This is a genomic window from Mesorhizobium sp. M7A.F.Ca.MR.245.00.0.0 (assembly GCF_003997415.1).
Taxonomy (GTDB): Bacteria; Pseudomonadota; Alphaproteobacteria; order Rhizobiales; family Rhizobiaceae; genus Mesorhizobium.
Map to the genome: position 1 here is coordinate 34,348 of NZ_RZTE01000015.1, position 19,715 is coordinate 54,062.

Annotated in this window: 32 protein-coding genes; 16 read left to right on the forward strand and 16 right to left on the reverse strand. The window is 60.7% G+C overall.

The features are described from left to right. The first annotated feature begins 68 nt into the window (after positions 1-68). From EOB80_RS16980 to EOB80_RS17030, 11 genes are all read left to right on the forward strand, one after another. The gene (locus EOB80_RS16980) at positions 69-305 is read left to right on the forward strand and encodes a helix-turn-helix transcriptional regulator (protein WP_127328683.1); all 237 of its coding nucleotides are present in this window, start codon (positions 69-71) and stop codon (positions 303-305) included. Continuing rightward, a complete protein-coding gene (locus EOB80_RS16985; RefSeq protein WP_127328684.1) occupies positions 274-828 on the forward strand; it encodes a hypothetical protein in 555 nt (184 codons plus the stop codon). The genes EOB80_RS16980 and EOB80_RS16985 overlap by 32 nt, the downstream gene beginning before the upstream one ends. Positions 829-878: 50 nt before the next feature. Beyond that, positions 879-1,127: a hypothetical protein gene (locus EOB80_RS16990; RefSeq protein WP_127328685.1), complete on the forward strand. Its 249-nt coding sequence runs from the start codon at positions 879-881 to the stop codon at positions 1,125-1,127. A gap of 167 nt (positions 1,128-1,294) precedes the next feature. Continuing rightward, positions 1,295-2,185 (forward strand): helix-turn-helix domain-containing protein, encoded by an 891-nt coding sequence (locus EOB80_RS16995; protein WP_127328686.1) that lies wholly within the window; start codon positions 1,295-1,297, stop codon positions 2,183-2,185. Between the two features lie 4 nt (positions 2,186-2,189). Beyond that, positions 2,190-2,882 carry a hypothetical protein gene (locus EOB80_RS17000; protein ID WP_164762639.1) on the forward strand — a complete coding sequence of 231 codons (693 nt, stop codon included), beginning with the start codon at positions 2,190-2,192 and terminating at the stop codon, positions 2,880-2,882. After that, entirely contained in the window at positions 2,872-3,297 is a 426-nt protein-coding gene (locus tag EOB80_RS17005) for a hypothetical protein (protein WP_127328688.1), read from the forward strand. Before EOB80_RS17000 ends, EOB80_RS17005 begins: the two co-directional genes overlap by 11 nt. Next, a complete protein-coding gene (locus tag EOB80_RS17010; RefSeq protein WP_127328689.1) occupies positions 3,297-3,617 on the forward strand; it encodes a hypothetical protein in 321 nt (106 codons plus the stop codon). Before EOB80_RS17005 ends, EOB80_RS17010 begins: the two co-directional genes overlap by 1 nt. 90 nt (positions 3,618-3,707) lie before the next feature. Further along, the gene (locus EOB80_RS17015; protein ID WP_127328690.1) at positions 3,708-4,067 is read left to right on the forward strand and encodes a hypothetical protein; all 360 of its coding nucleotides are present in this window, start codon (positions 3,708-3,710) and stop codon (positions 4,065-4,067) included. 3 nt (positions 4,068-4,070) lie between these two features. Then, positions 4,071-5,171 carry an SAM-dependent methyltransferase gene (locus tag EOB80_RS17020; protein WP_127328691.1) on the forward strand — a complete coding sequence of 367 codons (1,101 nt, stop codon included), beginning with the start codon at positions 4,071-4,073 and terminating at the stop codon, positions 5,169-5,171. Beyond that, positions 5,168-5,878 carry a hypothetical protein gene (locus EOB80_RS17025; protein ID WP_127328692.1) on the forward strand — a complete coding sequence of 237 codons (711 nt, stop codon included), beginning with the start codon at positions 5,168-5,170 and terminating at the stop codon, positions 5,876-5,878. Before EOB80_RS17020 ends, EOB80_RS17025 begins: the two co-directional genes overlap by 4 nt. Beyond that, complete coding sequence (locus tag EOB80_RS17030) at positions 5,875-6,150, forward strand: hypothetical protein (RefSeq protein WP_027163394.1); 276 nt, start codon at positions 5,875-5,877, stop codon at positions 6,148-6,150. Before EOB80_RS17025 ends, EOB80_RS17030 begins: the two co-directional genes overlap by 4 nt. A 568-nt stretch (positions 6,151-6,718) precedes the next feature. Here EOB80_RS17030 and EOB80_RS17035 read toward each other — a convergent pair. The 10 genes from EOB80_RS17035 to EOB80_RS34550 form a co-directional block, all read right to left on the reverse strand. Continuing rightward, a complete protein-coding gene (locus EOB80_RS17035) occupies positions 6,719-7,573 on the reverse strand; it encodes a ParB/RepB/Spo0J family partition protein (RefSeq protein ID WP_127328693.1) in 855 nt (284 codons plus the stop codon). 207 nt (positions 7,574-7,780) lie between these two features. After that, positions 7,781-8,206, reverse strand: a complete 426-nt coding sequence (locus tag EOB80_RS17040) for an Ig-like domain-containing protein (RefSeq protein WP_127328694.1) — start codon at positions 8,204-8,206, stop codon at positions 7,781-7,783. A gap of 91 nt (positions 8,207-8,297) precedes the next feature. Then, complete coding sequence (locus tag EOB80_RS17045; RefSeq protein WP_127328695.1) at positions 8,298-8,621, reverse strand: hypothetical protein; 324 nt, start codon at positions 8,619-8,621, stop codon at positions 8,298-8,300. After that, on the reverse strand, positions 8,618-8,806 hold the full coding sequence (locus tag EOB80_RS17050; protein ID WP_127328696.1) for a hypothetical protein: 189 nt from the start codon (positions 8,804-8,806) through the stop codon (positions 8,618-8,620). The genes EOB80_RS17045 and EOB80_RS17050 overlap by 4 nt, the downstream gene beginning before the upstream one ends. 27 nt (positions 8,807-8,833) lie before the next feature. Then, entirely contained in the window at positions 8,834-9,046 is a 213-nt protein-coding gene (locus EOB80_RS17055) for a hypothetical protein (RefSeq protein ID WP_127328697.1), read from the reverse strand. A gap of 286 nt (positions 9,047-9,332) precedes the next feature. Next, on the reverse strand, positions 9,333-9,929 hold the full coding sequence (locus tag EOB80_RS17060) for a hypothetical protein (RefSeq protein WP_127328698.1): 597 nt from the start codon (positions 9,927-9,929) through the stop codon (positions 9,333-9,335). Positions 9,930-10,035: 106 nt separating this feature from the next. Then, a complete protein-coding gene (locus EOB80_RS17065; RefSeq protein ID WP_127328699.1) occupies positions 10,036-10,482 on the reverse strand; it encodes a hypothetical protein in 447 nt (148 codons plus the stop codon). Beyond that, positions 10,467-10,688 (reverse strand): hypothetical protein, encoded by a 222-nt coding sequence (locus EOB80_RS17070; RefSeq protein ID WP_127328700.1) that lies wholly within the window; start codon positions 10,686-10,688, stop codon positions 10,467-10,469. Before EOB80_RS17070 ends, EOB80_RS17065 begins: the two co-directional genes overlap by 16 nt. Before the next feature lie 207 nt (positions 10,689-10,895). Next, on the reverse strand, positions 10,896-12,467 hold the full coding sequence (locus EOB80_RS17075) for a DUF4942 domain-containing protein (RefSeq protein ID WP_127328701.1): 1,572 nt from the start codon (positions 12,465-12,467) through the stop codon (positions 10,896-10,898). Further along, positions 12,464-12,604 (reverse strand): hypothetical protein, encoded by a 141-nt coding sequence (locus EOB80_RS34550; protein ID WP_164762640.1) that lies wholly within the window; start codon positions 12,602-12,604, stop codon positions 12,464-12,466. Before EOB80_RS34550 ends, EOB80_RS17075 begins: the two co-directional genes overlap by 4 nt. Positions 12,605-13,160: 556 nt before the next feature. Between EOB80_RS34550 and EOB80_RS17080 the strand changes: the two genes are divergently transcribed. Next, complete coding sequence (locus EOB80_RS17080) at positions 13,161-14,159, forward strand: hypothetical protein (protein WP_127328702.1); 999 nt, start codon at positions 13,161-13,163, stop codon at positions 14,157-14,159. Positions 14,160-14,385: 226 nt separating this feature from the next. Here the strand turns inward: EOB80_RS17080 and EOB80_RS17085 are convergent, their stop codons facing one another. The 6 genes from EOB80_RS17085 to EOB80_RS17110 all read right to left on the reverse strand — a co-directional run bounded on the left by EOB80_RS17085 (position 14,386) and on the right by EOB80_RS17110 (position 16,559). Then, positions 14,386-14,913 (reverse strand): hypothetical protein, encoded by a 528-nt coding sequence (locus EOB80_RS17085; protein WP_127328703.1) that lies wholly within the window; start codon positions 14,911-14,913, stop codon positions 14,386-14,388. After that, positions 14,906-15,376 (reverse strand): hypothetical protein, encoded by a 471-nt coding sequence (locus EOB80_RS17090; protein WP_127328704.1) that lies wholly within the window; start codon positions 15,374-15,376, stop codon positions 14,906-14,908. Before EOB80_RS17090 ends, EOB80_RS17085 begins: the two co-directional genes overlap by 8 nt. A gap of 45 nt (positions 15,377-15,421) precedes the next feature. After that, entirely contained in the window at positions 15,422-15,685 is a 264-nt protein-coding gene (locus tag EOB80_RS17095; protein WP_206516814.1) for a hypothetical protein, read from the reverse strand. After that, a complete protein-coding gene (locus tag EOB80_RS17100; RefSeq protein ID WP_127328705.1) occupies positions 15,672-15,926 on the reverse strand; it encodes a hypothetical protein in 255 nt (84 codons plus the stop codon). Before EOB80_RS17100 ends, EOB80_RS17095 begins: the two co-directional genes overlap by 14 nt. Next, positions 15,926-16,183, reverse strand: coding sequence for a hypothetical protein (locus EOB80_RS17105; protein WP_127328706.1), 258 nt, complete (start codon positions 16,181-16,183; stop codon positions 15,926-15,928). The genes EOB80_RS17100 and EOB80_RS17105 overlap by 1 nt, the downstream gene beginning before the upstream one ends. Before the next feature lie 127 nt (positions 16,184-16,310). After that, positions 16,311-16,559, reverse strand: coding sequence for a hypothetical protein (locus EOB80_RS17110; RefSeq protein ID WP_127328707.1), 249 nt, complete (start codon positions 16,557-16,559; stop codon positions 16,311-16,313). A gap of 148 nt (positions 16,560-16,707) precedes the next feature. Here EOB80_RS17110 and EOB80_RS17115 point away from each other — a divergent pair, with 148 nt between their 5' ends. The 4 genes from EOB80_RS17115 to EOB80_RS17125 all read left to right on the forward strand — a co-directional run bounded on the left by EOB80_RS17115 (position 16,708) and on the right by EOB80_RS17125 (position 19,713). Then, positions 16,708-17,973 (forward strand): hypothetical protein, encoded by a 1,266-nt coding sequence (locus tag EOB80_RS17115; protein ID WP_127328708.1) that lies wholly within the window; start codon positions 16,708-16,710, stop codon positions 17,971-17,973. After that, a complete protein-coding gene (locus tag EOB80_RS17120; RefSeq protein ID WP_050596290.1) occupies positions 17,951-18,691 on the forward strand; it encodes a ParB/RepB/Spo0J family partition protein in 741 nt (246 codons plus the stop codon). Before EOB80_RS17115 ends, EOB80_RS17120 begins: the two co-directional genes overlap by 23 nt. After that, positions 18,681-18,830, forward strand: a complete 150-nt coding sequence (locus tag EOB80_RS34555) for a hypothetical protein (protein ID WP_164762642.1) — start codon at positions 18,681-18,683, stop codon at positions 18,828-18,830. Before EOB80_RS17120 ends, EOB80_RS34555 begins: the two co-directional genes overlap by 11 nt. A 241-nt stretch (positions 18,831-19,071) precedes the next feature. After that, positions 19,072-19,713, forward strand: a complete 642-nt coding sequence (locus tag EOB80_RS17125; protein WP_164762643.1) for a helix-turn-helix domain-containing protein — start codon at positions 19,072-19,074, stop codon at positions 19,711-19,713. The last annotated feature ends 2 nt before the right edge of the window (positions 19,714-19,715 follow it).

Sequence of the window (19,715 nt, forward strand, 5' to 3'; positions counted from 1 at the left end):
GGCGGCGAAACTGTGCCAATCTGGTTACAAACCTTGACGTGTAACCAGATTGGTGCGAAGTCGAGCACATGGAAGCTGATCATCCCTTGAAGAAGTGGCGCGTCGAGCGCGATCTGAGTGCTGCCGCGGTTGGGCGGAAAATCGGTTGTACCCGACTTTCCATCGACCGCTACGAAAGCGGCAGGATGCCCAAGCAACCATATCTGGACCGCATCGTCGTTATGACCGACGGGGCGGTGACGGCAAGCGACTGGTTGGGCAAGGAGGCTGCTGATGTCGTTGCGAAGCGACAGGCTTCGGCCTAGCCCGAGATACAATCAACAAGTTGCCTCTATCCGTCCGAAGCCGGTCGGCATTCTCGACCACGCCCCAGGCCGCGAGGCCTATGGGTATCCAGGTATCGTCCTCGTCGCTCATCTGCAGCCTCCTTACACCGGGGGCAACTATGACGCGGAAATCGTTGGAGGTGTCCGACAGGGCATCCGAGAATCCCGACTGTTCGTCGTTCCTTCTCCTGTTGTTCGTGAGGAATCGATGCAAGACATTGCAGCTGAACTACAAGACGTGGTCTTCAAGGCCGCGGGTCCGATCAAACCGGGCATGGGCATAAAAGCGCAGATCAATGCCGCCTGCGACAACCTGGGCTATCCGCGCGGCCATTGGCGCGTGCGAGAGGCCTGGTATGGCAATGCTTCCAACTGGAACGGCAAAGCCATTTTCGAACTTCTCGGTAGGTACAACCGGCTCTGCCAGAAGGCAGGTTCCACGCTGGTGCCGGCTAACGATCCCTTGGCCGATGCGACGAGGACGACGGCGAAAGCCGAGTGACGCACTGTTGATTTCCTCCCGGAATAACTTGGCCCTATGCAGTCGCGCCAATGTTTCAAGCCGAAACATTTGGAGAGGAATTAAATAAAATGCAGCAGACGGACGTCGGGCCTCGGTTGAACGGCGAAATAAAGGTTGTGATGGCCGAATTTTGCACCACGGCCAGAAGTATCGGAAGCGCCGCAGCGGAGCGGGCGGCAACGGTGCAACTGGTGGCTGCAGCGGCATATCTCGGAGAGACCGTCGGCCCTGCTATCACCAAGCAAATCCTGTCGGCTGTGATTGCGTCAATTGGGTAGACACTGAAATAACACTGAACGGCAATACCATTTGTAACTTGTAGGCATTGCCGCTCCTCACGCTGAGAGAGCGACATGTACGTGGAAAAACAAAAAGAAGCAGGGTCAGGTAATCCGTGGCGGCGCTGCGGATATGCCTGCGCGCCGTCCACCCATGGTGCCGGGGCATGAGCCACGCTGCAACGAATTGGGCCATAACTCAGCGCGGATTGAAGCCTGCGACCAGGGTCGTCCTGTGGCACCTCTGCGACCGCCACAACCCCGATCTTGGCTGCTTCCCCTCCCAGGACAAACTTGCCTACGATTGCGAGATGTCGCGCTCTGCTCTCAACGAGCATCTCAAGATCCTGGAGCGCATCGGCCTTATCCGCCGCGAGCAGAATATCAACCCCCGCACCAAGCAGCAGGAGAACACGCGCTACCGGTTCTCGTTCGAGCCGGCACAAGATGTGGTGGTGCCGAGTCCGGAATCCGGACACGGGGCCGTGTCCGGAAAGGAGGCAAAGCCGTGTCCGGAAAATGCCAATAGCCGTGTCCGGATTCCGGACACTAACCTTGTAAGAGAACCAGTAAGAGAACCTCCAGGGCGCGCTGACGCGCGAGGCGGGGCGGATTTCGATATTTTGTGGGATTCATGGCCGGAGAAGATGCGCCCGGATAGCCGGGAAGCGGCTGCCAAGACATTCGCCAACCTTGGAGCTGACGACAGGGCGATGGCGATTGCGACAGCTGAGACCTATCGAACGGCCATGATCCTACGGAAGGAAAAGCCCCACATGATCCCTTTCCTGAAAAGGCAGCTGTTCCTCGAATTTCATGGCGGGCCGCCGATCGACAAGGACGGCGATTTCGTCATCACGCCTGACCGGCCCGAGTGGGGAGAATGGCTGGGCTCGATCCGTCGTCAATATGGCGACAGAGGGGTGGAAAGCACCGTTATGCATCGTCGCTTGGTGCGGAAAACACGGTGGCCGAGCGATCTTTCGCTTGCCCAAAGTGTAACCGAAATGGCAACATCTGTAACTGGAACGACACCTGCTTCGGCAGATCGGGGTTGATTGAATGGGACGTCTTTTTCTCGATACCCCAGCGGACATGGAGAAGCGGATCGACCGCTTCATCGAGCACATGCGGCACGCCGAGGGCGTCTTCTTCGCCAGCAACAAGCGAGGCCTGCCATCGCCTCGCGACCTGCTCTGGTTGCTATTCGCCGATGCCGTCGACACGCAACGCCAGATGCAGAACGTCGAGCGTCGCATGGTGTCGCGGGTCGGGTCGGCCATGCCTTCATCGAGAGAGACCGAGGGCGAAGCCTTCATCCGGGAACGGTCGCGCCTTGAAGACGGCATGCCCCAATACGACACTTCCGAGGTTCGGATCGTGGTTCACCAGTCGGGCGCCGACCGGATGGTCGACATCATGGACCTGCTGCGCTTCGTGCGGGCAGGGCGGCAGGGCCAGGACGCGCTGCGCTACAAGCGCACATTCCTGGCTCATGCCGGCGGCAATGGCGCGGAGTTCTGCACCCGCGTCTGGGATAAGCACCGCGTTGACATCATGTCGAGGCAGTCGCTGCACGACATCAAGAGCCGGGTTCTGGGGCAGATCCTCGCCGGCATCGAGCAGGAATTCGGGCTGGTCCGCACAAGCCGTGGTTTCCGTCGTCTGACGGTCCGGGAAATCGAGCGGCGCCGGAAGGAGCGCAAGCGCGAGGAAAACCGTCGCCGGCGCGAGGCGCAAGAAAATGCCGGTTGATATCGCCATGCCACGCAACCTGGTGGAGCGCCGCAAGAACGTCGGCTATGCCGCGGTCTGTGCCGTCGGCTTCGATGCCGATCCTGGTGTGTTCCGTCTCGCCCCGGCCGAGAATATCGAAGCACTTCTCCCCCAGCTGCAACCCGGCCGATGGGAGAGGCTTCACTTCGCGAAAGTCGTCTGGACGCCGGGTCTGCCGGTGGCGCGCACCCTTGTGCTGGCGGCCGAGCGGTTCCTCGCGAACGTCCATCTCGGGCAGCACTGGTATCGCTCCAGCCTCGAAACGCTCACCGCCGTGCTCCTGGCCGAGGCTGCCGCGCTCCGCTCGACCGTCTGGTCCCATGCCGAGCTGCTCGCACGTCTCAAGGCGCAGGCCGATCGTGAAGCTGACCGGTTTGCGGCGGGGGTCATCTGATGTTCCCGACCGCTGATCAGATCGCCCTGGCCATCGTCACGGCCTGCCGGCTTGCTGAGACGAGTCCAGTCCTGACGGCGCTCGGCCAAGTCGCGCAGCGCGAGGCGCGCGGGCGGCATCTGGCTTTCGCAGCTCTGACCGAAGCGTTCCCCGACGCTCGTAAGATCGGGATCGCCAGATGTTGCGGCTACGGCAAAGGGATGGCGGCTGCGCCTGGCAACCTTCCGACATACCGCAAAACCGCGTGGTGGCGTGACGATTGGATCGACGAGATCGTCGGCGCCGTCGTCGCCGAGCAATACGGCGAGCAAGCCCGATGATCGTCCGCCTCTCCCGTTTCATCCGCCGTCTTCGCGGCCGCGCAATTCCGCGCGTCTCGTGTCGCGGCATTCACCTGAGGATCAACTGACATGGACAATATGCCCACCGTACAAATTCCCGGTAGCGAGGTGCTGGAAGTGGAGCAAGACCTCTCGCAGGCCGTCGACGAGGAATTGGCCCGCGACACGAGCGAAGTGAAGCCCACTGTTCGCAACATGATCGCCAACACCGGCATATCGCTGAAACGCCTTGTCGATCAGATGCGCACCAAGGAAACCGAGCTGGAGGCGGTCAAGGCCGCCGCGACGGTTGAGTTCGAGCGCGTCATCGCTCAGGCGAAACTGGTGCGCGACAATAGCCACCAAGAGACCGATGCCGATCTTCACCAGATCAGGACGACACTCGAGGTACTCGATCCCGCCCGGGCCAAGCTGGCGGAAATGGCATAAGCCATGGATGCCGTTGTCCCCTTTGACGCCTCCGGACTCGCTCAGGTGATCGAGCGAGCTCGAATGCTGTTCGACGACGGCGACGTCGCATCGGCGCGCATGCTGGCCTCTGGAGCCTATGACCAGGCGAAGGCGGCAGGCAGCTATGCTACGCGCTTTCATGCCGGCGAACACCTGATCACCAAGGCGCGGCGGCTCCAGGCTGACGCGCTGATCATCGAGGCCCGCGCCAAGATCACGATCGCCACCGAATGGTCGGCCGCTCAGGAATCGGGCGAGGCGTCGAAGGGCGGGCGACCGAAGAAAACCGTTCCATCTGAGAACGGTTTTACAGCGGCCGAGGCAGGACTGACGCGAAGGGAAATCCACGAGGCCCGCAAGCTGGCCGACGCGGAACGCCGGGATCCTGGCATCGTCGAGCGCGCCATCGCCGGCCGTGTCGCTGCTGGACTCGAGCCGAGCCGGGCAAACCTGCGCGTGGCGATCGGCACGGACAGCGCCAGCGGCGCCGAGCGCGGCAACAATCTCTACGAGACCTGCCCGGAAGCCATGCACACACTCCTGGCGCTGGAGACCTTCGGCGGTCGCATCAAGGAACCGGCGTGCGGCCGGGGCGCGATCTCGCGCATGCTGGAGGCGGCCGGCTATGACGTCGTACTCTCCGATCTCGTTGACTATGGTACGCACGATCGCCATGGCGTCCTGCAGACCGTGCAGGACTTCGTCACCAGTGAGGCAGGCGACGACTGCGACGATATCGCCACCAACCCGCCCTACGGCTCGGCACTCAACGCTTTTGTCGCGCACGCGCTGCGCGTCCATCGGCCGCCGAAAATGGCGCTGCTGCTCAACCTGAATTTCCTCTGCGGCTTCGACGATCCGGACCGCAACTACGCCATGGACGAGTGCATGCCGGCGCGCGTCCACGTCTTCTCCCGCCGCCTGCCAATGATGCATCGCGACGGCTGGGACGGAAACGAGGCCAATAGCCGGATGAATACGGCTTGGTTCGTCTGGGAGCAGAACCTCGTCGGCGAATATGCCGGTCCGACGGTCATTAATCGCGTCGACTGGAAGGACTATCAGCCGGGAGCTGCCGCATGAAGCACACCCGGTCCCTCGCCGAAATCGAAATCCGCCAGAAGGTCGTCGCTCGATTCCGCGAGCTGTGGCCCGACGCCCGGATCATTCACGAGATGAACGTGGAGGGCGGCGCGGCGCGCGCTGACGTCGTCGCAGTTCAGCCTGACCGGGTCTGGATTTGCGAGATCAAATCCGAGCGCGACACGCTCTCACGGCTGCCCGACCAGGTGAAGTTCTTCGGGCCTTCCTGTCACGGCCTGATCATCGCCGCGCACGCGAAATGGACGACAAGCCCCGGCATGTCGGAGCCGCACCCGAAACATGGCTACCGCACGACGATTCCGAGCAAGATTGACGACTCTCTCACGGGCGTAAGCCGTCGGCTGTACGACCTCTGGACCTATCCCGAGCCGGTGCTGAACAGCGGGCGCCACTGGAGCGCACCCTTTTCCGTCCAGGTGCCTTGGTACCACCGAATGCTTCACCTGCTCTGGAGCGACGAGATCCGCTCCGTTGCCGGCGAGCATCGAATCGCCTGCACGTCGAAAACGTCTGGGTCGAAGCTGGCGAAAGACCTCTCGCAGCTGATGAACGGCCGAGAGATCGAGCGCGCCGTCTGCAAGCAGCTCCGCGCCCGCACGTTCGCCGAGGCTGACGAGCCCATCTTCGTCGATCGAAAGATCGTTCCCGCACACCCGAACTCTGTCCGCCAGGAGAGCATGCTTTGAATCATTTCGCGGGCTTCACCACGCCGGTCGTCGGCGGTCATCACGCCATGCTGCGCTTTGCCGAGGATGGTCGAGCGGAGCCGGTGCTTGGCCCCTGTGGCGCGCCTCGAGTTTTCCCGACCGAGCTGGAGGCGTGGAAGGCCGTCACTGAGAACCTGTTGCGCTACTTCAATGGGCATTTGCGGCGCGATGGCGAGACCATCACCAGCGCCCGCGACGCGGCCGAGCGCATCTTTCGAAAAGGCAGGATGATTCCGGTGGAGCATCGATAGCCATGACTGACAAAAAAGGTTTCACCGAGGGGTGGGCAAAGAGGGGCGTCGCCGGGACTCCTCACTATTTTCGCCGCATTGGAGTTGGACTCGCTCGCTCGCTTTGCGGTGCCCAGGACGCGCCGGCGGGCTGGCTGTCGCCGGAGATCAACTCGCAGTGCTGCGAGCGTTGCGCCAAGCTGAGAGATAAGGAACTCTCGAAAGGGAACGCTGCGCCGCGAGAGGCGGGCAAGGACGAGCGATACGACCGTCGCATGAGTGACGGGAAGGCGGGCGACAAACGCGCGCTGGCGGTGCCTCTACACTCGACATAAAATGGGGCAGCGGAGACCAATCCGCTGCCCCTCCCTACCACAGCCGCCGGCGGAGCGGATTCATGGTTAGGTTTGCAACCCATCACGCCTGCGTGAGTTGTGTCATTGACGGTCGATCTCCTTTCGGAGTGTAGCCGTTGAGGCCCGTCGCTCGCTCTCACTAGCTGCGGCAGGCTTTCGTTCACGAAATGATCGGTGAACGTTCTGATTTAGCAACCGCAGAAAACCCTTGATTGTCAGGAGTTGGCGGCATCCTACATCAACATCGAGCGGGCATGCGCCTGGCGCAGCTGAGCCTCCATGGTGCGGATGGTGCGCGACGCTGCCGCCAGCGTGTCGGCCCATTTGTCGGCCTTGGTCGGGTCGACCGATTTCAGCGCGACGCACTCGCCGTCTTTGAAGCCGCCGGAAATCGCGGTGATGATCCGCTCGACCGTCCTCTCCATCCTGCTCATGGCAGCGATATCGTCCTTCGACGGCTCGGCGCGCTGCTCGCCGTCGAACATGCCGCCTTGCTCTTCGCGGTCGCGTGCGGACTGCGCGGCAGCTCTCACGCCCGACCAGTCTTTCAGCTTCCCGCTGGTGAACAGCTTCACGATCTGGAGCTGATCGCGCTTGGGGAGGTCGACCAGATAGTTTGCGTGACCGAGCGGGAACTGGTTGCTGTCGACCAGAGACTGGATGGTCTCGTCCAGATTGAGCAGCGCCGTGCGGGCGGTGATGCGCGCCGGCTGCACGCCGATATCCTTCGCCAGCTTCTCGATCGTCCAGCCGCGGTCAAGCATCGCCTGAAACGCGCGGGCCTCTTCCATCGCCTTGATGTCGGCACGGGCTAGGTTTTCCACGATCGCCTGCAGCGCCATTTCGTTGTCGTCGATCTTGACGACCTCGCAGAGAATGTCGGCCGCCTCGATCATCTGGTGAGCGCGCCAGCGGCGCTCACCACCCACGATCATGAATTTGCCGTCGACCGGGCGAACCGTGATGGCTTGGATAAGGCCGCGCTCCCGGATCGATTCCCCCAGCTCGCGAAGCTTGATCGGGTCGAAGTGTTTGCGCGGCTGTTCGGGGTTCGGGATAACCTGGTCGAGGGGGATGCGCTTTTTCATGGGCCTGGTCTCCGTGGTAGGGAAGTTTCCTTTGTAACAACAATAACTTAGCCTGTAACCAATACGGTTACAAGTGGGTTACAAGGAAATGTTCTCCACGATGGCGCCCAGAAAAAGGTGTGATGGTTGGGGAGCCGATCAGAGGCGGCAACGGGCCGCCTCTTTTCTCTAACAGCGCAGTGAAATTCGCGTTGATCGCACCCCGGTTCAATCAACCGTGATATTCATGGTAATCTTCGAGGTACCAGAGCGCTCGGCGTTTTTGCCCGTAACGGCGAAAACAAAGGTGTCGGCACCCTTGTAGCCGCTTTGGGAATGATAGGTGATGCTTGAGCGGTTCGGCGCTGTGGCGACGCCATGCTCAGGCGCGGAAATGATTTTCATACTTGAGTTGCTGCCAGAGCCATGGACGAAGATGGGGAATACACATTTTTGGCCGCTGTGGGCCATGCCGCTGCCGGTGGCGTCTGCGCCGAAATTGAAACGCAGTCGGTATGGGCAAGAGTCCGCGTGCGCTGACGATGCAAGCACCAGTACCAGAAGGCTGGCGGGGAGAAGAGCTGGGAGTTTCATGAGTTTCATGGCGATAGAGCACTTTCTCTGCTGTTGATCGATGCCCGCTGGTATCTTCATTACGGACGCCTGACGCGATCAGGTCTACTGCCGTCCTGGTCCGGCCGTCTATTAGGTGCGCGTAACGTTTTGTTGTTTGCCAATAGCTCTCTCAATCCATGTTGCAGTGAACAAGCGCGGTCGCGTAGTCGATGCCGGTCTCTTCGGCATAGACGGAGGCCTGATCGCCGGGGCGATTGGTGGCGACCGGCGCCGGCGGCTGGCGGCTCTCGACCAGCTCCATGAGCCGGTCGAAATTCGCATCCGGCATGCGGAGCGCTTCCCGGGCAGGATCCTCCAGGAACGCCCCCATCTGGTCGCGCTCGGAGGCCTCGGCCGTTCCCCAATTCTGGTCGGCGACGCCGGCGTTGATCAGGTCGTATCCGTCCAGGCTGAGCAGGATGCGCAGCGCGTTGTGGAACCGGGCCGCGGTCATGCCGCCACCGGCTCGATACGGGCCTTCTTGAAAATGGCCGGCTTCATGAATTTCTTGGCCTTGTCGAGCGCGGTCTGCGCCGCCTGCTCGCTCGGGAACTGTTCGGCCCGGTCCATGCTGTAAGCCCAGACGGTGCCGCGCAACGGCCACTTCTCGCCGTTGTGATTGACGGTAACGATGAACATTGTTCTGGTCTCCGAGGTAGGGATTGATCAGCGGACGAGCTGGAGGACCAGGCTACGAGCCGCCTGCGAGCGCTGCGGTGCGGCGGCGATCATGGATGCCCGATGCGCCGCGAAAGCCCTGTCGTCCATGGCGCTTACCGAGCGAAGATGCATCTTGATCGCGATGTTGTTCGGGTTGTCGGCGAGGGCTTCTGAAAGCTCGCCGATGTAGTCGATCCTGGTGGTGGTCGGGGTCATCATTTCCGGTCTCCGTGGTAGGGGATGAACCGACGTCGCGCATGCGGCTTGTGCTAAGCCCGGCCCGCGCTCCCGAGCGGCTTTCGGCCGCCGGATGAATGAGCGAGAAGTCACCAGTTGCCAGCCCGCATTCGTCGGGTTGTTTTGACAAAGACTGCAGTGGTGAAAGGAAGCGGCTTTGCGACATTGGTCCAGATTTCTAAGTTACTTCAATAACTTAGCTTGTAACCAAATCGGTTACAAGTGGCACCAACTGAAAAAAGACAATAAATTCAACCACTTCGCGGTTTTAGCTGACCGGCTGGAACCGGCTCTGCAGGACTTCAACGGAGATCGAGCGCTTGTCGTCTCCCGACTGCACCAGCGCCTGGTCGACATGCTCTGGATTGACGCCGATCACGGTCCATGTGCGGCCTTGGGCGTCGGGTGCCATGGCGCCGAGGTAGGCGGCCACATGGAGAGGCTGGGGCTTCTCGCGCTGGCGGTATTGCGCCGGCAGCTTGGGATGCTGCCAGGCGCAACCCTGGGCCTCCAAGCCATATTCGAAGACCTCGAGTCCGAGCCGGTCTTTCAGCCACACGGAGATGTAGGCGCGATGGCAATACTGGTTGTCCGTCGGGGCCTCGTAGCAGAGCAGCGCGCAATCCTTGCCGGCCGAGAGATCCTCCATCTTGGCGACGATCCGGCCGGGATCAAGCTTGGCGAGGCTCTCGAAATAGAGCTGCTTATAATCTCGTTCGCTGGCGGTCTTGAACCATTCGCCTGGAGCCAGCTCCGGCATCTTGCGATAGCCGGCGGGGTAGCCGCGCGGGGTTCCCCTCGAAACGCCGATCTTCTGGATGGTGCTGGGCAGTGGGTGGAACCAGCTTGAGGTAAAAATGCGCATCTAATCGCCTTCCGTGGTAGGGGTTTGGACAGGACCAATTGTAAACTTGTGGAACCTCTGCAGCAACCAAAAATAGACCAGTTTGTTGCCGATTTGGTGCGTTGCTCTACCCGTACATCTGCATTAGGTAGAGGTTATCTCTCGCGCTTTCGGGCAAGACTCTGTGGTAGGGGTCGAGAGGCAGGCCGATCAGGGGCAACCCGGTCGGCCGTTGTATTTTCCGGCGTGCCTGGGGGACGTCGTAGCAGCGCGGCCAAACCACCCACCCGTCGATTGCCTCATAGGTCAACCAGCGCGGAAGGCTCTTGAAGTCCCCGAGCCATGTGCGACCAGTGAGCATGCCGCTCCCGACATATTCCGGCCCGTCGTGGAAGAATCGGAACCGTTGTCTGACCGGCTCGGATGACACCCACAGATCGAGATCATCGGCCAATTCGACGCGCTCCACGGTATCGCGGCGCAGGGCTCGAGCGATGAAATTCTGGTCTATGCGGTGCGGGGTCATCATGTCGAAGACCTTGCGAATGCCGGCGTCGATCAGGATAAAGCGCATTGCAACCTCCTGGCGCTCGAACGCCGATCGATGGCAGGCGCCTTCTCGGCTTCGAAAAGGTCGAGCCACCATTTCATCAGCTCGGCCTGGTAGCGATCGTCCCGATCGCGGCGACGCGGCCGGCGCAGCTGGCGTTCAATCCATGCCAGCCTGTCGCGCAGCACGGGCCGGTAGAGCAGATGGCGAAACGCGTCGCCGAGCTGCATGTCTAGGCTGTAAATGCCGGTGGCTCCGAGAGGCGACCAGTCGCAGTGCCACGAGGACCACATATCGAGGGCCTGCGTGATGGAAGGAAGCCGGCGCCGCCGGTCCTCCTCGCTTTCGGGTGGGGTTCGTAGGGGGATCATGGGGCAAGTCTCCGTGGTGCCAAATATGATCTATAGTGTAACCAAAATGGTTACAATTAGGCCAACCTAAAAGTGATTTCGGCGGCCGTTCTTCCAGACCTTCACGGTGACTGTGTTCACGTAGGTCCCGACTTCGGCGAAAGAGCCGTGAGGCAGATCGTGAAAACTGCCGTTCAGCTTCTCGATCAGCGCGCGGAAGGCGATGGCCTTGCGGGTCTCGCGGAACTCGGTTCCGGCTGACATAATGGCGGCAAGGCAACCGTCGTCTTTCAGGAAGTCGAGGGCATGGACGACGTGATCGATATCGCGCTCCATGTCGAAGGGCGGGTTCATCACAATCCGATCGTAAAGGCCGGTGACTGATGGGCGCAGCGACAGGAAGTCGGTGGCGTACACCTTGCGATAAATGCCTTGGGCCTGGAGCGCTGCGGCCAGCGGCGCCTGCAGCTCGACGCAATCGACCTGGTTGTCGAAGCGGTATTCCTTGCGCCACCGGTCCATCCGGTCAGCTTGGCCGTAGCCGTAATGGTCGGAAAAGTCCTTGATGCTGGAGACGCAGCGCCGCGCCAGATTGCCCGTGCCGGCGCTGGGCTCGAGGACGGTCAGCCGCGGCTTCTCGATCGGCTGCAACAGGGGCACGCCCTTAAGCACTTCCTCGGCCGCGCCGTCGGGTGTCGGGAAGAATCCGAAGTTCCGCGCCGGCGTGGTCTTCCGGTTGCGGAACAGGTCATCGGGCTCTTGGGTCTGCCCGTCGCCGATCACCTCGCCGTAGTATTCGGCGAGCATCTTGTTGACCTTCACGACAAGGTCGTCGCGGGTAAACCACAGATGGGCGTTGCCGTTCTTGTAGGCGAGGATCTTGAAATATTCGCCGTGATGCTCCGACTGCTGGGGGTCAAATCCCTTGCGCTCGGCGCGCACCACGTTCTCGATGCTGTTGTACGACGGCTTCTTGCCGTCCAGGACCGAGAAGGTGCGCTCGATATCGCGAACGGTCTCCCATGTGCCACCATACGACACGTGCCCATGGTCGCGGTCGAAGGCATAGGTCAGGATCATTCGGCTCCCGACCTTGAAACCGTCGTGGGAGCGGAAACGGCGGTCGAGCTTGGAAAAGGCCGTCGCTATGCCGCGCCGGAAGATCATTTCGGATTCGCCGGCCCATTTGTCGATGGTGGCATACACGTTGTCGACCGTGACCGGCGGGATCCCCATGATCTCGTCGAGATTGACCAGTTCCTTGCCGTCGCCGTGCCGATGATTGTAGCGCTCCGGCACCCACTTCAATGTGTCGCGCAGCTCGTCCTTGGCCTGCTTGTCCATCAGGACTTCCAGGTCCGTCATCTTGACCAGATAATTCCAGCACGAAATGTCGATCAGGCGGATGGCGGTCCGCTTCCACTGCTCGGCGTCTGGCAGATCGACTGCCTCGAAAAAGGCCCTGACCTCGTGGTTGTCGCGCTCGCCGTAGCGAGAGGAGGCATGATCGCCGGCGGCCGCTTTCCAGAGCGACGCGGCTTTCTTCAACTCTCGATCGGCCTGCTCGATCGAGGCGAATGCGCCGTGATAGGCGGCCACCGCTGCATCGCGATAGGCCACGATCTGCTCGACGGTGTTGCGGGGGATCAGCGCGTTCATTGCTTCGCCTCGACCGGCTTGGCGCTGACGGCGCGGTGCATCTTCTGGAAGGCGAAGACGTCTTTGCGATCGATCACGATCTCGTAGCGCTTGCTGCCATCGGGCAGCGTGAACTCGTATTCGGTTGGCTTGGTCATTGGTCTAGGTCTCTGTGGCAGGGGCTAGGGACGGTCGGCGGGACGACTCCCGCCGACGTATCAAAAGGGGTGTCTTTTCTCGGCCCTGTCGTGCATCGCTTTTCCCTTGCGAGTTTCGTTGAGATCGAAAGCGAAGTCCGCTTCTTCGGCCGCGAGGCGTTCGGCGCGGCGCTCGCGGCAGTTGGGGCAAAGCTCGGAATCGTGCCAGCGACAGGGCTCAAGGCATTCGTTGCAGTAAAAGGACATCTAAGACTCCGTGGTAGAAATTACGTTGTAACCACAAGAACTTAGCTTGTAACCAAAATGGTTACAAGTGGGTTACAAAGAAAAAGCTATTGGGCGCCTAGATGCGTAGCGGTGGAAGCGGTCGGCCGCGCAACTATGCCTGCGCAATTGTTCCTTGCCTCACTTGCTGCAATTGGTCGCGAAGGCGTATCTTTCAGAATATCTACGTATTTAGAGGATGGCTTTGGGGGGTGCTCTGAAACGGTTGGCGCGATTAATCGGGGTTGTTGCGCCAGGTACATTGGGCGCGGCTCTCATCCGCTTTTGCGTCATGACCATCCGCAGGCCTTGCTTCCACTGGTCGCCTTTTGTGGTGCTGGCATGTCTGTCGCTTTGTGGAGGCGTTTCTTGGTCACAGGAGGCCCAACCAGATCAGCACAGCCGACCCCCGCAACTAACTGCTACTGAAAACCAAGGTCCAAAAGAAAGCGCCCCAGTTGTCGCGCCGGAGCTTAGGCAGGTTGTCGCCGACGAGAGGTCCGACGTTGGCGAGCAAGGCGGCGGCAAAAAAGATTGGAGCGAAAGCCTTATTGAACACGCGCCGGACTGGTCTGTGGCCTTCTTCACCTTTGTCCTTTGCGTATTCACCGGCCTGCTTTGGCGCTCCACCAACAAGCTCTGGCTGGCGGGCGAAAAGCAGATGAAAGTGATTGAGAAAAACGCTGCGCAGCAATCCATCGACATGAAGGCCTCTATCAAGGTTGCGGAAGACGCTGCCAAAGCCGCTGGTAGATCCGCCGAAGTCGCCGAACGCACCATGATCTTGAATGATCGGCCATGGGTGGGGGTCGATCTCGACATCGTCGGCCCTTTGGTTTTCACCGCCGATAACTGCAGCATCAAATTGGCGATGACGATTACTAATCATGGGCGGTCGCCGGCCATCAGAGCCGAACCTTACGTCGAATTTTTTGTTTGCACTCAGAAGGCAATCGAGTGGAGAAACAAAATGGAAGGCATGGCCAAGAGTATGGTCGTGAATATGTTTGGAGAAACATTGTTCCCCGCCGTTCCCCGCTCTAAAAAGTGGACTCTCACCGTAACCAGGGATGACATCCTGCACGGGATAGCCGAAGACGACGAAAGCCGTATTCGACCGATGGTGGCCTATTGTGTTTACTACGGCCTCCCAACGGGTGGCCACGCTCGCTATACGTCCGGCATCCGAGAAATCTTCCGAACCGGCCACGAGCCCTTCGACGGCGAAACGGCTACCTTTGACACTAACAAGATCAGATTCTTGGAAATGGTGACCGAAGACGCCACCTAAGCCTCGCGCCACCCAATGATACAGCTCGAACAGCCCGTCCCGCCCCACGAGACGGGCTGCGGAAGCCGGCATGCGATGCTTCCGGGGGGCGACCGGCCTTTGTCTTCGCGAAGCCCGGAAGGATGACCGCTAGAATTCCGCCTCGCCACCTCCGATCGCTATGCCGTGCCGCAAGTCATCCGGCCCCGAAGCGGACGCGATTCAACGGCTTTTGCGGTCCAAGACATCAGCTGGCCCGAGCAGCGACGATCCCATCGGCGAGCGCAAAGTACTCAATCAACACCGGAGAAATAGCAGCGAAGGCATTTGAGCGTCCGGCCAAGCCGGCCACCATGGACCCGAGTTGCCGCGTCTTGCGGGCGAACCCCTGATAGAGGTCTCGTACCGACTTCGACCCTTGTACAAATGCATAGGCTTCTGTGCCGGGTATGAACCGTGACTTCAGGCTTGCGATCTGGGCGTCGGATAATGGGTTGTCAGGGATGTCGAGGAGTATTTTGTCCATCTTGTCCGCTGCATTCCCGAACGCCTGAGCCGCAGCCTGGAATGACTCACTGCCGTCGCTGCTCCGCAGTTCGCGGGCCTGGAGGCCTTTCATCAGTTCTGAAATCGCCTCAAGGGCGGTTGCGCTCGCCGCCCGGGACGCCTGTTCAGTCTCAGGGCTGCCAAAGATGTTTCCAAATTCGGCGGCGTGGGCTGAGGAGCAGCACAGCAGCCCCGCGGTCAGCATGAAAATCAGCTTGTTTTTATGCACACCATTGTCCCCTCATTTTGGCTTGCTCCTCATTCAAGGACTTGTCAGCCACCATCTTTTTCCATGCGGTGTCGACAGCTGGGAGAGCGACAAACCCGCAGTAGTCCGCGATAAAGGATGTTCGGAATTCGTCGGTTATGCCATCAGCTTTCGACTGACGATAAACGGAGAGATAGAAATTAAACATCTTCCAGAGATCGAATTTGGCGCTCTTTTCATTTTCGGGTGTCAGTTTGCCCGTGACCAGATCGCGAACAAAGCCGCGCTGCTCTAAAGTATCGAGCAATTCCCGACCATCATTTTGAATGGTGTAGGTATTCGCAGCTTTTAGCGCCGCAGTTGTCGCGGCCAGTTGATACCAAGTGATCCCAAATCCGACTGCCGCCACAACCACCCCGACGGCGGCTGCGATAGACGTTAGCTGATTGACGTTGGCTCCCAACCATGCCCAGGAACGCTTCATGCCGCTTTTCCTCCGGCTAGATTGCTGCTCGATAGATCAACGTTATCATCTGCAAAGCGAATAGCTAGCAATACTCTCATAATGTGGGCTAGCGGGATGGCGGGTTGAGCCACAGGCGGCCGTGTAGGACCGGGCCAGACCGTTGTCGGCCATGGTGTAGTGCTGGCGCGCCATGTCCCACGGCCGATCGAGCGGCGCGCAGGGATCGAGGTCGAAGCTTTCGGCACCGCCGAGCGCGGCCAGGATCGCGGGAGGTGTCAGCCAGACGTCGGTGCCGGCCGCAGCGGAATGATGACTACCGATGGGCATCGACGGGCTCCCCGGTCAGTCTGCGCAGCACGTCGCCGACGCTGGTGATGGACGTCTCAAGCCGCTCTTCGTCGATCTCGGCCAGGTCGAGCTTGGTTTCGTTCCCGGCTTCGTCGATCATCGTGAAGACGTTGGCGGTGGAGTGCGGCTTGCGCAGGATATCCCACGCCCAGCGGGCAGCGGCTTCGGCATCGCCTTCGCCTTCGTAGTCGATCTCCCATGTGATGAGGTAGCGAGCCATCACGCGGCCTCCTCGTCTTCCTCATCCGCGTCTTCGCGAACGAGCTGGTCGAAAGTCCACTCGGCGCCGTCCTCGTCGAGGAACACGATTTTGCCGTCGCGCTTGGCCGTCTCCTGGTCGTTCCAGAAGATTTCGGTGCCGCCCGAGTGTTCGGGCTCGCCGGTCTCCGGATCGATATCGAGGAGGTGCGCACGCCCGGTGAGGCGCTCCAGGGTTCCGGTGATCGGGCTGCCCGTTGGCGATAGGTAGCTGGCCATGGTCTTTGGTCTCCGTGGTAGGGGTGGTGTCAAAATGGTTGCAGAAAGTCTATTGACAGAAGCCGGGGGGGCGAGGCAAAAAACATGCAGCCTGATTCTTCTGTGTGCGTCGGGCTGCTCCCCCAAATCAGATGGCGTTTTCCATCGGTCCCGGCTTGATGCCGAGCTGGCCGGCGATGAAGCCGACGACGTCGCTGACGCCTTCACTCTCCAGCGTTTCCAAGGTCTGGCGGAAGCGGCGACGGAAGTAATCCTGATGCTCGGAGCCGGCATAGTCGGCCATGGCAAGAGCCGTCGCGAACGTGACGGCCTGGAGGCGAGGTCCGGTGAACCCGGATTTCTTGTGAAGCCCTTCGGTGATTGCGACCAAGCTCATGGCGGGTGTCCTTCGCAGAAGTGATGTAACCGATTTGGTTACAAGGTGAACTTATGCGGTTACACCCCTATTGCAAGAAAAAAATCGGGGTTTCGGACGTATGTTTCAGGGTGTTGTGCCGAAGGAATGCATCGCGCAGATCCTTCGCGTGTCTGAGGTCGACAAGTGGGGCCGCGTCTACAACTGCTGTTCCGGGACGTTCCGGTTCGAGCAGATCACGCTGGCCACTTTCCCCGGCGTCGAGATGCACTCCAACGACGTCAGCCTCTACTCCTCGGCGATTGCCGGCTATGTGCTGGGCAAGCCGATCGACTACGAATTCCACGGCGCGCTCGACTTCGTGAACGAGTTCGATTTCAGGGAACCTGATCAGCGCCTCGCAGCGCTGGCCGTCGCCTTCAATCTCGGCCGCTTCGCTGGTGGCAAGGCCAACGTCTACAAGACCAGCCACCGCAACCACCTGGTTGCGAACTTCGCCGGCTATGTCGAGCGCACCTTGGAAAAGGTCCGCAAGCTGCCGGGGATGATACCGATCAAGAGCTATTCGCCGCGCGACTGGATCGAGCATCTGGACGAGGCGATCGAGCGAAAGGCCGCGATCTTCTCCTACCCGCCGTTCTACAAGGGCGGCTACGAAAAGATGTTCGAGTTTCTGGCCGAGAACATCAAATGGGACGCTCCCCGATATGAGCTGTTCGACCCCAAGGCGCTGCGCGGTCTCATCGAGCGCGTGCGGCAGGCTGGCGTCCCCTACTGCATCCTCTCGGACCAGATTTACGACGATCTGAAACCGGAGCTGGAGTTCGTCTCCGGCCGGGGCCACCCGCACTACTGCTACGTGTCGACTGGCAAGTCGTCCTTCCTGCAGCTCGTGCCGCGCTCGGCTCCCTTCCGCTACAAGCCGATCGACGTCGAGAAGATCAAGCCGGATTCGGTGGTGACGATCGCTCGGGCCGATGCCGCCCAGATGACGTTCCTCAAGGACGTCTACCTGAAAAAGGGCATCACCCACACGCCCGGCATGGTCAACTACCTGGTGCGCGTCGACGACATGCTGGTCGGCGGCCTGATCTACAACCTCGACAAATTCGCGCGCCAGTCGATCTACCTGCTGTCGGATTTCTCGATCTCGCGTGAGGGCAGGCTGTCGAAGCTTGTCACCAGGCTCGCCTGCAACGGCGAGATCCTGCGCGATATGGGCAAGCGCTTCGTCGACCGCTTCAACAAGGTGCAAACGTCAGCGTTCTCGGAGCATCCGGTCTCGATGAAATATCGCGGCATCTTCGAGCAGACCAAGCGCGAAGAGATCGACGGGCCGGAAGGCAAATTCAGACTGCATTACGTCGGCGCCCGCATCGATGAGACGCCGCAACAAGCGTTCGAGTGGTGGTATGGCAAGCACTTCAACCGTTGACTGGAAGTCTCTCGACGTCGAGGCGCGGCAGGTTGATCCGAAAGCGCTCCGGCGCCGCGAGAAGAACGCGCACTACATGGCGCCTGCCATGTTCAAGCGCCTTGTCGAGAACGTCAAAATCGACGGCCGACTGACCACAACGGTCCTGGTGTGCCAGGACAAGGACGGCTCTCTCGAGATCCTGTCTGGACATCACCGCACCGCCGCCGCGATTGAGGCCGGCTTGCCGCTGGTCGACGCGCTCGTGATCACCTCGCATCTGAGCGAAAAGCGCAAGGTCGCGATCCAGCTCAGCCACAACTCGATCAACGGCGAAGACGACCAGTCGCTGCTGGCCCAGCTCTACGCCTCACTCGACATCGATGCGAAGAAGTTCTCCGGTCTCGATGACAGCGTGCTCTCGGGCGACAAGGGACCAGGCGCTGCTGCACTCGGCGGCGCCAACATCAAATACGACGAGCTGCTGTTCGCCTTCCTCCCCGAGGACCGCGTGCAGTTCGAGGTCGAGATGGACGCCATCGCCAAAAGGGCGAAGCGCTTCCGCATTCATGCCGCCCCGCAGTCGAGGTTCGACGACTTCTTCGACACCATCGTGCGCACCAAGCAGGGGCTCAACATCGTCAACTCGGGCATTGCTCTCGCAGCCATGGCGCGCCTGGCCGGCGAGCGGCTCGATCAACTCGAAGCCGAAGCGGAGGACAAACCTGATGCGGCATGAGCTTCCCAATCTGCGCGGCGCGTTCTCCGAGCCCAGCGCAACGCCGGCCGCGCCCGCTTCCGCCACGCCCGCAATCATCGTCGGCGCACTGTTCGCGTTCGGCTTCCTCGTGTGTCTCGCACGCGTCCTGTTCGTGTGATCGGCATGCATTCGTGTGTGTGTAACGCAGTGTCGGTGGTTAGCATGGTCGCAACAGCAAGCATTCTCGGTCAGTTTGCGCATTTGCGCTGGTTGACCAACGCCAAGCCCGGCAAGGCTTTGCAGGATGGTTTCGCAGTCATCTCGTCCCCTCTCGGCCCGGTCTACATGGGGTGGGATTTGGGGAGCGAAAAAAAGGGCCATCCCGAACAATGCGAACACTCACACGCGCGAGTGGTCCGGTGATCAAGACCAAGTCGAGCGTGAAGGAGCCGACCGCAAAGCCCAAGGCTGTACCGGCCAAATCGAAGCCGGAAGCGGGGCCGAAAAAAAAGCCGGCGCGGGGCAAGAAGAAACCGGCCAGCAAGGCAAAGCCCCCTGTTGAGCCGAAGCCTGCTGCCCAGCCTGCTCCCAAGCCTGAGCCGGCATCACAGGCGAAGGCGGAAGAGCCCAGCAAGGGCGGCGCATCGCCGAAGCTCACTGCCCGCGACGTGCCGCGAGTCATTGCGATGCTGCGCCAGTGCGGTGGCATCAAGACCGTCGCGGCCGAGCGGCTGAACGTCGGGCGCACCACGCTCTACGCCTTCCTGAACGAGCATCCTGAAATCCAGGAGGCCGATTCCGAGATTGCCGACGAGCTGCTCGACGTCGCCGAGGGGCAGGTGGTGATCGCGCTCCGCTCTGGCGATTTGCAGACCGTGCGCTGGTACCTGGAGCTGAAAGGCAAGGACCGGGGCTATGTGCGCCGCATCGAACAGACGGGCAAGAACGGCGGTCCGGTGGAGACGCGGCAAAAGCCCGATCTCGCCAACATGTCAGACGAGGAACTGGAAATCCTGCTGCGCGCCGCAGAAAAGCGGGAGAGCACAGCCGGCGGAAAGTGAGC

Coding starts and splice junctions, on each gene's coding strand:
- EOB80_RS16995 (WP_127328686.1), top strand. CDS start 1,295: ATGAGCCACGCTGCAACGAATTGGGCCATAACTCAGCGCGGATTGAAG.
- EOB80_RS17070 (WP_127328700.1), bottom strand. CDS start 10,688: ATGCAGCTCGGCGACGCGTTTCGCCATCTGCTCTACCGGCCCGTGCTG.
- EOB80_RS17120 (WP_050596290.1), top strand. CDS start 17,951: ATGGCAAGCACTTCAACCGTTGACTGGAAGTCTCTCGACGTCGAGGCG.
- EOB80_RS17095 (WP_206516814.1), bottom strand. CDS start 15,685: ATGCCCATCGGTAGTCATCATTCCGCTGCGGCCGGCACCGACGTCTGG.
- EOB80_RS17020 (WP_127328691.1), top strand. CDS start 4,071: ATGGATGCCGTTGTCCCCTTTGACGCCTCCGGACTCGCTCAGGTGATC.
- EOB80_RS17055 (WP_127328697.1), bottom strand. CDS start 9,046: ATGATGACCCCGACCACCACCAGGATCGACTACATCGGCGAGCTTTCA.
- EOB80_RS17075 (WP_127328701.1), bottom strand. CDS start 12,467: ATGAACGCGCTGATCCCCCGCAACACCGTCGAGCAGATCGTGGCCTAT.
- EOB80_RS17110 (WP_127328707.1), bottom strand. CDS start 16,559: ATGAGCTTGGTCGCAATCACCGAAGGGCTTCACAAGAAATCCGGGTTC.
- EOB80_RS17025 (WP_127328692.1), top strand. CDS start 5,168: ATGAAGCACACCCGGTCCCTCGCCGAAATCGAAATCCGCCAGAAGGTC.
- EOB80_RS17090 (WP_127328704.1), bottom strand. CDS start 15,376: ATGAAGCGTTCCTGGGCATGGTTGGGAGCCAACGTCAATCAGCTAACG.
- EOB80_RS17105 (WP_127328706.1), bottom strand. CDS start 16,183: ATGGCCAGCTACCTATCGCCAACGGGCAGCCCGATCACCGGAACCCTG.
- EOB80_RS17040 (WP_127328694.1), bottom strand. CDS start 8,206: ATGAAGATACCAGCGGGCATCGATCAACAGCAGAGAAAGTGCTCTATC.
- EOB80_RS17000 (WP_164762639.1), top strand. CDS start 2,190: ATGGGACGTCTTTTTCTCGATACCCCAGCGGACATGGAGAAGCGGATC.
- EOB80_RS16985 (WP_127328684.1), top strand. CDS start 274: ATGTCGTTGCGAAGCGACAGGCTTCGGCCTAGCCCGAGATACAATCAA.
- EOB80_RS17050 (WP_127328696.1), bottom strand. CDS start 8,806: ATGTTCATCGTTACCGTCAATCACAACGGCGAGAAGTGGCCGTTGCGC.
- EOB80_RS17010 (WP_127328689.1), top strand. CDS start 3,297: ATGTTCCCGACCGCTGATCAGATCGCCCTGGCCATCGTCACGGCCTGC.
- EOB80_RS34550 (WP_164762640.1), bottom strand. CDS start 12,604: ATGACCAAGCCAACCGAATACGAGTTCACGCTGCCCGATGGCAGCAAG.
- EOB80_RS17100 (WP_127328705.1), bottom strand. CDS start 15,926: ATGGCTCGCTACCTCATCACATGGGAGATCGACTACGAAGGCGAAGGC.
- EOB80_RS17065 (WP_127328699.1), bottom strand. CDS start 10,482: ATGCGCTTTATCCTGATCGACGCCGGCATTCGCAAGGTCTTCGACATG.
- EOB80_RS17060 (WP_127328698.1), bottom strand. CDS start 9,929: ATGCGCATTTTTACCTCAAGCTGGTTCCACCCACTGCCCAGCACCATC.
- EOB80_RS16990 (WP_127328685.1), top strand. CDS start 879: ATGTTTCAAGCCGAAACATTTGGAGAGGAATTAAATAAAATGCAGCAG.
- EOB80_RS17005 (WP_127328688.1), top strand. CDS start 2,872: ATGCCGGTTGATATCGCCATGCCACGCAACCTGGTGGAGCGCCGCAAG.
- EOB80_RS34555 (WP_164762642.1), top strand. CDS start 18,681: ATGCGGCATGAGCTTCCCAATCTGCGCGGCGCGTTCTCCGAGCCCAGC.
- EOB80_RS17035 (WP_127328693.1), bottom strand. CDS start 7,573: ATGAAAAAGCGCATCCCCCTCGACCAGGTTATCCCGAACCCCGAACAG.
- EOB80_RS17015 (WP_127328690.1), top strand. CDS start 3,708: ATGGACAATATGCCCACCGTACAAATTCCCGGTAGCGAGGTGCTGGAA.
- EOB80_RS16980 (WP_127328683.1), top strand. CDS start 69: ATGGAAGCTGATCATCCCTTGAAGAAGTGGCGCGTCGAGCGCGATCTG.
- EOB80_RS17045 (WP_127328695.1), bottom strand. CDS start 8,621: ATGACCGCGGCCCGGTTCCACAACGCGCTGCGCATCCTGCTCAGCCTG.
- EOB80_RS17080 (WP_127328702.1), top strand. CDS start 13,161: ATGACCATCCGCAGGCCTTGCTTCCACTGGTCGCCTTTTGTGGTGCTG.